General features: G+C 74.1%; 8 protein-coding genes. 4 read left to right on the forward strand and 4 right to left on the reverse strand.

Going from position 1 to position 11,920, the window contains the following annotated elements:
* The first annotated feature begins 616 nt into the window (after nucleotides 1–616).
* Nucleotides 617–4,357 carry a hydantoinase B/oxoprolinase family protein gene (locus tag ABT122_RS27165; RefSeq protein ID WP_351557589.1) on the forward strand — a complete coding sequence of 1,247 codons (3,741 nt, stop codon included), beginning with the start codon at nucleotides 617–619 and terminating at the stop codon, nucleotides 4,355–4,357.
* A 51-nt stretch (nucleotides 4,358–4,408) separates the two neighbouring features.
* On the opposite strand, the gene ABT122_RS27170 is transcribed toward ABT122_RS27165, so the two are convergent.
* The 4 genes from ABT122_RS27170 to ABT122_RS27185 are packed head-to-tail and all read right to left on the reverse strand — an operon-like array spanning nucleotide 4,409 to nucleotide 8,115.
* Complete coding sequence (locus ABT122_RS27170; RefSeq protein ID WP_351557592.1) at nucleotides 4,409–5,275, reverse strand: 5-oxoprolinase subunit C family protein; 867 nt, start codon at nucleotides 5,273–5,275, stop codon at nucleotides 4,409–4,411.
* The gene (gene pxpB, locus ABT122_RS27175; protein ID WP_351557653.1) at nucleotides 5,272–5,988 is read right to left on the reverse strand and encodes a 5-oxoprolinase subunit PxpB; all 717 of its coding nucleotides are present in this window, start codon (nucleotides 5,986–5,988) and stop codon (nucleotides 5,272–5,274) included. Before pxpB ends, ABT122_RS27170 begins: the two co-directional genes overlap by 4 nt.
* Before the next feature lie 35 nt (nucleotides 5,989–6,023).
* The gene (locus ABT122_RS27180) at nucleotides 6,024–6,788 is read right to left on the reverse strand and encodes a LamB/YcsF family protein (protein ID WP_351557595.1); all 765 of its coding nucleotides are present in this window, start codon (nucleotides 6,786–6,788) and stop codon (nucleotides 6,024–6,026) included.
* A 49-nt stretch (nucleotides 6,789–6,837) separates the two neighbouring features.
* Complete coding sequence (locus tag ABT122_RS27185; protein ID WP_351557598.1) at nucleotides 6,838–8,115, reverse strand: MFS transporter; 1,278 nt, start codon at nucleotides 8,113–8,115, stop codon at nucleotides 6,838–6,840.
* 159 nt (nucleotides 8,116–8,274) lie between these two features.
* Between ABT122_RS27185 and ABT122_RS27190 the strand changes: the two genes are divergently transcribed.
* The 3 genes from ABT122_RS27190 (at nucleotide 8,275) to ABT122_RS27200 (ending at nucleotide 11,881) form a co-directional block, all read left to right on the forward strand.
* Nucleotides 8,275–9,003, forward strand: a complete 729-nt coding sequence (locus ABT122_RS27190; RefSeq protein ID WP_351557656.1) for a GntR family transcriptional regulator — start codon at nucleotides 8,275–8,277, stop codon at nucleotides 9,001–9,003.
* Nucleotides 9,004–9,366: 363 nt separating this feature from the next.
* Nucleotides 9,367–10,896, forward strand: coding sequence for a hypothetical protein (locus ABT122_RS27195; RefSeq protein ID WP_351557601.1), 1,530 nt, complete (start codon nucleotides 9,367–9,369; stop codon nucleotides 10,894–10,896).
* Nucleotides 10,897–10,972: 76 nt separating this feature from the next.
* A complete protein-coding gene (locus ABT122_RS27200) occupies nucleotides 10,973–11,881 on the forward strand; it encodes a hypothetical protein (RefSeq protein WP_351557604.1) in 909 nt (302 codons plus the stop codon).
* Nucleotides 11,882–11,920: the final 39 nt, after the last annotated feature.

The following is an 11,920-nucleotide window of genomic DNA, read 5'->3' on the forward strand; positions in this document are numbered from 1 at the left end:
TCGGGTACGGCTGGTCGGGTACGGCTGGTCGGGTACGGCTGGTCGGGTACGGCTGGTCGGGTACGGCTGGTCGGGTACGGCTGGTCGGGTACGGCTGGTCGGGTACGGCGCGCTGCCCCGGGTCCGTGGCGTGCGGCGCGCAGGGTGCGGGCCGCCAGGCACGGCGTGTCGCGTACGGCGTGCTGGGAGCACCGAGCCGGGACCGGGGCCGGGGCCGGCCCGACGCGCGCGGTCCTCCGACACCACCCCCTGCGTCGCCTTCCGCACGGGACCACCCCCTCCCCTTCCGTGCGGAACGCCCGGGCGTGCGAGAGCCGGAGGCCGCGCCGGACCACAGCCCCCGCCGCCGCGCGCCCGAGGCGGGGGGCGACTCCCGGGCCGGGCGCGAGGCGGCACCCACCCCTCCCCACCCGTACGCGAGGGCGCACCGGCCCGCCCGCACGGCGGCATCCCCGCCCCCGGCGCGGTCCGGTCCGCCCGCTCGCCCGCCCCCGCGAGGTCCCCCGCCCCCGCCCGCTCGCCCGCCCCCGCCCGCTCGCCCCCGCGAGGTCCCCCGCCCCCGCGAGGCCCCCCGCTCACCGGGTCCGTAGCCGCTTCGCTTGCCAGAATGGAGGGCATGACCGGGCGCTGGGAGTTCTGGATCGACCGAGGCGGCACGTTCACCGACATCGTCGGGCGGCGGCCCGACGGGCGGCTCGTCACCCGCAAGCTGCTCTCGCACGACCCCGACCGCTACCGGGACGCCGCCGTCGCCGGAATCCGGCTGCTCCTGGGCACCGGACCGGACGCCCCCGTCCCCGCCGACCGGGTCGCGAGCGTCCGGATGGGCACCACCGTCGCCACCAACGCCCTCCTGGAGCGGCGCGGCGAGCCGACCGTCCTCCTCATCACCGAGGGCTTCCGCGACGCCCTGCGGATCGCCTACCAGAACCGGCCCCGGATCTTCGACCGCCACATCGTGCTCCCCGAAGCGGTGTACGAACGCGTCATCGAGGTACCCGAGCGCGTCGACGCCCACGGCGCCGTCGTCCGTCCGCTCGATCTGCCCCGGGTCACCGAACAGCTCCGCCGGGCCCGCGCCGACGGCTTCAGCAGCGCGGCCGTCGTCCTGATGCACGGCTACCGGCACCCCGCGCACGAGACGCGGGTCGCCGAGGCCGCCCACGACCTCGGATTCACCCAGATCAGCTGCTCCCACGAGGTCAGCCCTCTGATCAAACTGATCCCGCGCGGCGACACCACCGTCGTGGACGCCTATCTCTCCCCGGTCCTGCGCCGGTACGTGGACGGCATCGCCGGCGAACTCGACGGCATCCGCCTGATGTTCATGCAGTCCAACGGCGGTCTGCGCGAGGCCGCACACTTCCGGGGCAAGGACGCCGTGCTCTCCGGCCCGGCCGGCGGGGTCGTCGGCATGGCGCGCACCGCGGCCCAGGCCGGATTCGACCGGGTCATCGGCTTCGACATGGGAGGCACCTCCACCGATGTCTCGCACTACGCGGGCGAGTTCGAACGCGAACTGGACACCCGGGTCGCGGGCGTACGGATGCGCGCGCCCATGATGAACATCCACACCGTCGCCGCGGGCGGCGGCTCCGTACTCCACTTCGACGGCCGCCGCTACCGCGTCGGCCCCGATTCCGCGGGCGCCGACCCCGGCCCCGCCTGCTACCGGCGCGGCGGCCCCCTCACCGTCACCGACGCCAATGTGATGCTGGGCCGTGTCCAGCCCGCCCACTTCCCCGCCGTCTTCGGACCGGGCGGCGACCAGCCGCTGGACGCCCGTACCGTGCGCGAGCGCTTCACCGCGCTCGCCCGCCGGATCGGTACGGAGACCGGAACCACGCCCACCCCCGAGGAGGTCGCCTCGGGCTTCCTGGAGATCGCCGTGCTCAATATGGCGAACGCGGTCAAGAAGATCTCCGTCCAGCGCGGGCACGACATCACCCGCTACGCCCTCAACTCCTTCGGGGGCGCGGGCGGACAGCACGCCTGCGCGGTCGCCGACGCCCTCGGCGTCGACACCGTCCTCGTACCGCCGCTCGCCGGGGTGCTCTCCGCGTACGGCATCGGGCTCGCCGACGCCACCGCCATGCGCGAACAGTCCGTGGAGGCCGAACTCGACGAGTGCTCCCTCGCCCGGGTCCGCGACCTGTGCGAGCGGCTCGCCGCCCGCACCCGCGCGGAGCTGCGGGCCGACGGCATCCCCGAGGACGCGATCACCACCCGGGCCCGGGTGCTGCTCCGCTACGCGGGCACGGACGCGAGCCTGCCCGTACCGCTGGACACCGTCCCCGCGATGAAGGACGCCTTCGCATCGGCCCACCGGGCCCGTTACGCGTTCACCATGGAGAAGCCCCTCGTGGTGGAGGCCGTGTCGGTGGAGGCGGTGGGCGGCCCGTCGCCGGACGGCCCCGAGGAAGCCGGAGGCCCCGTGGAGCCCGCGGACTCCGTGAAGCCCGCTAAACCCGCGGACTCCGCTAAGCCCGCGGACTCCGCGAAGCTCGCGGAATCCCCGGAAGACGACCCGCCCGGTGGCGAGTCCACGCCGCCCACCCCCGTCACCATGTTCGTCGACGGCGCGGAGCGGGAAATCCCTCTTCACCAGCGGGCCGGCCTCGGGCCGGGCGACGGGGTCGACGGACCCGCGATCATCGCGGAGGCCGACGCCACGACCGTCGTCGACCCCGGCTGGCGCGCCCGGGTCCACCCGCAGGGCCATCTGCTGCTCACCCGCGTCCTGCCCCGCCCCGACCGGGTCGCGGCCGGCACCGAGGTCGACCCCGTCCTCCTGGAGGTGTTCAACAACCTCTTCATGTCCATCGCCGAGCAGATGGGCGTACGCCTGGAGAACACCGCCCACTCCGTCAACATCAAGGAGCGGCTCGACTTCTCCTGCGCCCTCTTCGACCCCGAGGGCAATCTCATCGCCAACGCCCCCCACATCCCGGTCCACCTCGGCTCGATGGGGGAGTCGATCAAGGAGGTGCTGCGCCGCAACGGCGACCGGCTGCGCCCCGGGGATGTGTACGCGATCAACGATCCGTACCACGGCGGCACCCATCTGCCCGATGTGACCGTGGTGACCCCGGTCTTCGGCCCGGCCCCCGACTCCGGCCCGGCCCCTGCCCCGGCCCCCGCCGCCGCCCGGGGGGCCGAACTGCTCTTCCTGGTGGCGTCGCGCGGTCACCACGCCGAGATCGGCGGGATCACCCCCGGCTCCATGCCCGCCTTCAGCCGGACCATCGAGGACGAGGGCGTCCTCTTCGACAACTGGCTGCTGGTCCGGGACGGCCGGCTGCGCGAGCGCGAGACCCGCGAACTCCTCACCGGCGCGGCCCACCCCTCCCGCGCGCCCGATCTCAACATCGCCGATCTGCGGGCCCAGATCGCCGCCAATGAGAAGGGCATCACGGAACTGCGCCGCATGGCCGACCAGTTCGGTCTCGATGTCGTCCACGCCTATATGCGCCATGTGCGGGACAACGCGGAGGAGTCGGTCCGCCGGCTGGTCGCCGGGCTGCGCGACGGCGAGTACCGGTACGAGACCGACGGCGGCGCGGTCATCCGCGTGGCCCTGCGGATCGACCGCGCCCGGCGCGGCGCCCTCATCGACTTCACCGGCACCTCCCCGCAGCAGCCCGGCAACGCCAACGCACCCACCTCGGTGGTGATGGCGGCGGTGCTCTATGTCTTCCGGACCCTGGTCGGCGAGGACATCCCGCTCAACAGCGGCTGCCTGGAACCCCTGGAGGTGCGGGTCCCCGAGGGCTCCATGCTCGCGCCCGCGTTCCCCGCCGCCACCGTCGCCGGCAATGTGGAGACCTCCCAGGCCGTCACCGGAGCGCTGTACGCGGCGCTCGGCGTCCAGGCCGAGGGGGCCGGCACCATGAACAATCTGACCTTCGGCAACGACCGGGTGCAGTACTACGAGACGGTGGCGAGCGGCTCCGGCGCCGGCGACGGCTTCCCGGGCACGGACGCCGTCCAGACCCATATGACCAACTCCCGCCTCACCGACCCCGAAGTCCTGGAATGGCGCTGTCCGGTGCGCGTCGACGCCTTCTCGGTCCGGCACGGGAGCGGCGGTACGGGCCGCTGGCCCGGCGGCGCCGGAACCGTACGGCGGCTGCGCTTCCTGGAGCCGATGACGGTGACCCTGCTGACCGGGAACCGGCGCGTCGCGCCCTACGGCATGGCCGGCGGCAGCCCGGGGGCCCTCGGCAGGAACACCCTGGAGCGGGCGGACGGTGAGGTGACCCCACTGGACGGAGTCGACTCCGCCGAGGTCGGGCCCGGGGATGTGCTCGTCATGGAGACGCCGGGCGGCGGCGGCTACGGCCCGCCACCCCTCTGACCCGCCCCGGGCCCCGCCCGTCTCCCGCCCCGGGCCACGGAGTCCGGGCCGTCACCCCAGAGGGACGAAGCGCACCGGGGTCCCCGCCACCGCCTGGGCCGCCGCCGCGAGATCCCGCCCGTCGACGACCGCGATCACCGGATAGCCGCCCGTCGTCGGATGGTCGGCGAGAAAGATCACCGGACAGCCGTCCGGCGGCACCTGCACCGCCCCCAGCACCATGCCCTCGCTGGGCAGCTCCGCACCGCGCGACCGCTCCAGCACCGGGCCCGCCGTCCGCAGCCCGATGCGGTTGCTCGCGGCCGACACCCGGTAACCGGCGGTGGTGAACATCCGCAGCGCCCCGGGGGTGAACCAGTCGGCCCGCGGTCCCCACCGCGTCCGGAGCACCAGCTCAGCGGGTGGCGCGGGCCACGGAACGGGCCCGTCCACCCGCGCGGGCGGTCCGGCCGGCGCGCCCAGGGGCAGCACGGCGCCGTCCTCCAGCGGCGGCGGACCGAGGCCCGAGAGCAGATCGGTGGACCGGCTCCCGAGCACCGGATCGACCCCGACACCCCCCGCGAACCCGATGTAGCCGCGCACCCCGGCGGTGGCCCACCCCACGTCGAGCACGGCCCCGGCGGGCACGCGCACGGGCGCCCCCCAGGCCACGGGCCGCCCGTCGACGGTGACCGGGCACGGTGCCCCGCCGACCGCCGCGACCACCGTGCGCCGGGGCCGTACCGCGCAGCCGCTGAGGGTGGTCTCCAGCACCGCCGTGCCCTCCGGGTTGCCGACCAGCCGGTTGACGAGGTCCGCGGCACCGGGGTCGAGCGCTCCCGAGCGCGGAACCCCGAGGTGCGCGTGGCCGGGACGCCCCGCGTCCTGCACGGTGGTCAGCGCACCGGCCCGGACCACCGCGATGGCGCGGTCCGTCATCGGCCCACGACCGGCTCACGGCCCCGCCGCCGCTCGGGCCCCTCCGGCCCCGTGGACCGTGCGCGCGGCCCGGGCTGTTCGGGGCGCCCCGCTGTGTGCTCCGGCTCCACGACGAACCGCACCCGGACACCCGGTGACAGCAGTGCCGCCGGCTTTCGCGCCGGCTCCCACAGCTCCAGCTCCGTGGTGCCGATCAACTGCCAGCCACCGGGGGACGACCGGGGATAGACACCGGTGTACGCGCCGGCCAGCCCCAGCGACCCCGAGGGCACCGAGGTCCGGGGAGTGGCCCGGCGCGGCACCGCGTACCGCTGCGGCAGCCCCGTGAGATAGCCGAAACCGGGCGCGAAGCCGCAGAAGGCCACTCTGAACTCCACCGCCGAGTGGATCGCCACCACCTCCTCCTCGCTCACCCCCCACAGCGCCGCGACCTCGGCCAGGTCGGGGCCGTCATAGCGGACCGGCACCTCGATCACCTCCGCAGCCCGCTCCCGCAGCGGCGGAATCCTCCACTCCAGCACCTCCCGGGCGAACCCCGACGGGTGGTCGAGCCCGTCGAGCAGCACGGTCCTGGCCGCGGGGACCATCTCCCGTACGGCGGGAAGGGTGCCCGCCGCACGGCGGCGCAGCAGCTCGGCGTGGAGCGCTCCGGCGGTCTCCCCGTCCGCCAGCTCGATCAGCAGCGCCCGGTCGCCGACCGGCAGCGCCCTCATCGCCGCCCGCTCGCCCGGGCGGCCGTCGGCCGGGTTCATACGAACGGCTCCACCCGGACCCCGGCGGCCTCCAGCTGACGGCGGACCCGCCCGGCCAGGGTCACCGCCCCCGGGGTGTCGCCGTGCAGACAGAGCGAGCGGGCCCGCACCGGCACACTCCTGCCGCAGTGCGCGGTCATCACCCCGAACCGGGCCATGCTGACCGACCGTTCGACCACGGTCGCCGGATCGGTGAGCACCGCGCCCTCCTCGCCGCGCGGCAGCAGCCCGCCGTCGGCGGTGTACGCCCGGTCCGCGAACGCCTCCGTGATGGTGGGCAGCCCCGCCTTCTCCGCCATGGTGTGCAGCTTCGAGCCCGGCAGCCCCAGCAGCGGCAGCCGCTCGCCCGACAGCAGCACTCCGTCGACCACGGCGCCGGCCTGCTCCTCGTCGTGGACCACCCGGTTGTAGAGCGCGCCGTGCGGTTTCACATAGGAGACCCGCGACCCCGCGGCCCGGGCGAAGATCTCCAGGGCCCCGATCTGATAGGCGATCTCGGCGGACAGTTCGTCCGCCGGCACATCCATGGAGCGCCGGCCGAAGCCGGCCAGGTCGCGGTAGGAGACCTGGGCGCCGATGCGCACCGACCGCTCGGCCGCCAGCCGGCAGACCCGTCGCATGGTGACCGCGTCCCCGGCGTGGAAGCCGCAGGCGACATTGGCGCTGGTGACCACGGACAGCAACTGCTCGTCGTCGGTGAGCCGCCAGCGGCCGAAGCCCTCGCCGAGGTCGGCGTTGAGATCGATGGACGCCCAGGTCATGTACTCCTCCTCCGCACCCCGGCGCCGCCGCCGGGGTTCCGAACCGGGATCACAGCAACTCCCTGCCCCGGGTCTCGGGCAGACCCAGCAGCGCCACCCCGGCCAGACCGTAACCCAGTGCCCCGAGGACCAGAGCGCCGCCGACGCCCCAGCTGTCCGAGAGGAAGCCCACCAGAGTCGGCAGGAACGCCCCCACCGCACGGCCGCAGTTGTAGGTGAACCCCTGGCCGGTGCCGCGCACGGCGGCGGGATACAGCTCGCTCAGGAAGGAGCCGAAACCACTGAAAATCGCCGACATGCAGAACCCCAGCGGGAAGCCGAGCACCAGCAGCAGCCCGTTGGCGCCCGAGGGCAGGCTGGTGTAGGCGAGTATGCCGAAGGCCGAGAGGACGGCGAAGAGGGCGATGTTCTTCTTCCGGCCGATGCGGTCGGTGAGGTAGCCGCCCGTGAGATAGCCGATGAAGGCCCCGGATATCAGGAACGCCAGATACCCGCCGGTGCCGACCACGGTCAGCCCCCGCTCGGTCTTCAGATAGGTCGGCACCCAGGTCGCGAGGGTGTAATAGCCGCCCTGGACACCGGTGGAGAGCAGGGTCGCGAAGACCGTGGTGCGCAGCAGGTCCTTCTTGAAGATCGCGGAGAAGGAGCCGCGCACGGCGCTGGCGGCGCGCTTGGCGGCGGCCTCCGGCGCGTCGCTGACATTGCGCCGCAGGTAGACGACGAGCAGGGCGGGCAGCGCGCCCGTCCAGAACAGCACCCGCCAGGCGATGTCGTCGTCCAGGAACTGGAAGACCAGGGTGTAGACGATCACGGCCAGCCCCCAGCCGACCGCCCAGGCGCTCTGCACGGCACCGAGGGTGCGCCCCCGGTGCTTGGCGCCGGCGTACTCGGCGACCAGGATCGCGCCGACGGCCCACTCGCCCCCGAAGCCGAGGCCCTGGAGCGCGCGGAAGACCAGCAGCGTCTCGTAGTTGGGGGCGAAGCCGCACGCCACGGTGAACACGGCATAGGTGATCACCGTGACCATCAGGGCCTTCACCCGGCCGATCCGGTCGGCGAGAATCCCGGCCAGAACACCGCCCACCGCCGACACCACCAGGGTGACCGTGGTGAGGAGCCCGGTCTGCCCGTTGTTCAGGCTGAAGTACGCGGAGATCGCCACCATGCTCAGCGGCAGGGTGAAGTAGTCGTACGAATCGAGGGCGTATCCGCCGAACGCGCCGCCGAAGGCGCGCCGGCCTCGCGGGCCGAGGGCCCGGAGCCAGGCGAAGGCGCCCGCGTCCTCGTGCAAGCCGCCCTTGTCCGGCTCTGTGTGGACCGTGCTCATCTGCACCTCGCAGAAGGGGAGATGGTGCTGCCGGAATGTGCCGTGCTGCCGAAGGTAGAGGATCGTTGAACGATCCGACAAGGGGCGCGTTGGCTCGTTCTTCCTTCTACGATGAGCACCGTGCGCCGGTTTGGCGGCGGCGGGGAGGAAAGGGGTGTCGTGGGGACGACGGAGCCGGAGATCGACCGTGCCGACGGACTCGGCGGACTGGCGGACGACCGCGTCCTGCTGGGCCGCACCAGCACGGCGGAACGGGTCGCGGACATCCTGCGCACCCGGATCGCGGAAGGGTACTTCCAGCCGGGGGAGCGGCTCTCGGAGGACGCCATCGGCAAGGCGCTCGGCGTCTCGCGCAACACCCTGCGCGAGTCCTTCCGGCTGCTCACCCATGAACGGCTGCTCGTCCACCGGCTCAACCGGGGCGTGTTCGTCCGGATGCTCGCGGTCCAGGACGTCGCCGACATCTACCGCACCCGGCAGCTCGTCGAGTGCGCCGTGGTCCACGACCTCGGCGATCCGCCCTACGCGCTCGGCCCGCTCGACGAGGCCGTCAGCGGCGGCGAGAGAGCGGCGCGCGAGGAGGACTGGCGAGGGGTCTCCACGGCCAACATCCACTTCCACCGCGAACTGGTCGCCCTCGCCGGCAGCGCCCGCACCGACGAGCTGATGCGCGGCGTGCTGGCGGAGCTGCGGCTGGCCTTCCATGTCGTCGACGACCCGCGCCGCCTCCACCAGCCCTTCCTGGTCCGGAACCGGGCCATCCTGGAGGCGCTGAAGGCGGGCGACCGCACCGGGGCGGAACAGCTCCTCGCGAAGTACCTGGAGGACTCACGCGCCCGGATGGTGGAGACCTACGCCCATCTGGTGACGGACGACGACACCCCCTAGGGAGTTCCTTCCGGACCCGGGCCGGATCAGGGAGCGGGGTCCGGGCCCGTGGATCGCGAGGCGGAGGAAGAAGCCCACGCGGAGCGCCGGCGACCGGCGGCAGCGCGGCGAGGCGCGGTCCCGGGGCACGCGAGCCCGGCAAGATCCACAAGATACGGCCCGGACCCCGCCGCCGGCTCCCGTACGCCCGGCCGCGCCGTACCCCGCCCCGGCCTCCTCGGGCCCCGCGCGCCGCCCACGGGCCTGTGCCGCCCCCGCCGCCCCCGCCTCTCCGGGGGTTGGGCCCGGTGCCCGGCGCGGCTCCACCGGGGCCGTTCCGCGCCGTTTCGACCGTTGTCAGTGCGAGGACCTAATCTGTGCAGCGTGACTTCGCCTGCCTCGACGGAATTCGTTCCGCCCCAGCTCAGCGCGGGGCCGAGGCCCGCCCAGGGCCCGGCCGCCGACGAAGGGCTGGCGCGGCGGCTCCGCGCGCTCGCCTGCACCGCGCCGCTGCACGACCTGGACGCCCGCAAGGCGAATCTCGCGGGTGAGTACACGGTGTACGCGATGGCGGAGGTCGCCCTCTCCGCCATCGACCTCGTCACCCTGAACATGGACTTCGACACGGGCGCCGACCACGACCAGGTCGTCACCCGGCTGCTCCCCAGAATCGCCGCCCAGGCCCCGCGCCGCCCGGCCGCCGAGCACGAGCGCGTCGCCCGCTGGGTGCTGGAGAACCTGATCAACGTCGGCAGCGTCGACCGGGGCTTCCGCGCGGTCTACGGCACCTTCGGCACCGACGGCGTCTACACCCGCCGCGACTACGACTTCAAGCTCATCGAGGAAGTCCCCGGCTACGGCGGCAGCGTCTGCCTGCGCACCACCGACGAGGCGGTCAACGTCCTCGTCGGCGCCCTCGACACCGACGTCACCAGCGCCCAGATCGCCGCCGAGGTCAAGCTGGAGGTCCTCATCAGCCGCGGCCGGCTCGCGGACGCCCAGCTCGCCGCCGAGCAGGCCCGCTACCGCACCGTCCAGTACGCCGAGACCCTGCGCCGGACCCTGGAGGCCACCCGCCGCAACGTCCGCGCCGTCGACTGGCTCAACGCCGTCCCCGACATGATCGCCGAGGCCCTCGACCACGTCGCCGACCGCTACCGCCACGAGAACGCGATCCTCACGAACATCCGCCGCGCGCGCGACGAGGCGGAGGACCCCGAGCACAAGCGCCGCGCCGCCGAGCTGGTCGACATCGTCAAGGACTGCATCCGCCGCCACACCCAGCTCCAGTCCCGGCTGCTGGAGGCCGGACCGCTCTTCCGGGCCGAGCAGGACCGCCAGGCCTTCGCCCGCCCCACCACCCGCACCGGCCTCGATCTGTACGGACAGCTGGTGGCCCCCGTGCTGCCACTGCCCCTGGACGCGGCGATCCGGGTCACCGACGCCTTCTTCGCCCGGGGCACCGGCCCGCGCACCCCCTCGTCCGTACGGGTGGGCGACCTGGTGGACCTGCTGCTCACCCCGCCCGTGGAACGGGAGCACCTGGGCGCCGAAATGCCCGAACCGGACCTGATCGCCACCCCCGACGACAGCCGCTTCAGCGAGGAGCAGCTCGCCCGCGCCATGGAACTGCTGGACCTGGAGCACGACGCCCCCCGCAGGCTGTCCGGGCTGCTCGCCGAGGCCCGCCGAGGCGGCGACAGCGAACTTCCCTACCTGGTGGCCCTGCTGGCCGTCCACGCCGCCAGCCCTCCGGTCGGCACCGCCTACCGCCAGGGCGAGGAACGGCTGCTCTTCGCCGTCGACGACGGCACCGCACTCGACGACTGGGAGTTCGGCGGCGCCGATCTGATCGTCGGCACGGCCCTGCTGGACGCGGCGGGCATGACGGCGGACCGCGCGGAGGCCGGATGAGCCGCCTCCGCCACCCCCCTCTCCGCCGCCCGTCCCGCCGCCCCCGACCGACACCCCACGACGAGGAGCCACCCCAGTGACCGACCAGCACGCCGAGCGCGACCCCTGGCGTGAACCGGCCACCACCGAGGCGCCCGCGGACACCGCCCCCGGCGCCCCCGGCCGCCTCACCCCTCCGGACGCGGCCGACGCCGCCCGCCTGGTCTCCTTCGGACTCCAGCCCAAACTGCTCCCCGCCCGCGACGCGGAGTACGCCGACCTGCTGCGCCGCTACCGCGAGGACCCCGGCTTCGCCCGTGTCGCCGACGCCGTCGCCACCGGCCTCGGCCTCATCGTCCTCGAAGTCTCCCCCCGCGCCGGCATGGCCCTCGCCGCCGGAGACGACTCCGTCTTCGCCGTCCGCATGGGCGACTACGCCCGCCGCGCCGCCGCCGACTCCGCCGACCGCTTCCTCCACGGCCTGGCCCACCTCGCCGTCGCCGCCCTGGCCTTCCCCCGCCCCGAGGACCTCGCCGACGACGGCTACATCGGCCGCGTCACCGTGAACGGCGTCGACGCCTTCGTCCGGCAGGCCTGCCACCGCCTGGAGGAGCGCGCCGCGACGGAGGGCGAGAACACCGACCCCGCCACCGACACCCCCGGCCTGGAGTCCGCCTGGCGGATCTACGCCCGCCGCAGCGCCACCGGCGCGACCAAGGACGCCCGCAGGCTCGCCGGCTCCACCACCGGCATCATCGGCAAGGCCGTCGCCTTCCTCACCGAATCCGGCTTCCTCCAGCGCACCGGCGACGACGCGGGAGGCACCTACCGCACCACCGCCCGCTACCAGCTCCAGGTCCGCGACATGGCGGGCAGCGCGGCCATGGCCGAACTGCTCGACCTCGGAGTCGTCCCCGTCAGCGACGGCAGCGCCACCCTCCTCCCCCCGTCCGACGCGGACGACCTGGAGCTGGTGGCCGACGCCGGGCTCCCGTTCCACACCTGACCCCGCCGTCCGGCACCGCACCCCGCGTCCCGCGCGATC

This window comes from Streptomyces sp. NPDC001985, from assembly GCF_040296845.1.
Lineage (GTDB): Bacteria > Actinomycetota > Actinomycetes > Streptomycetales > Streptomycetaceae > Streptomyces.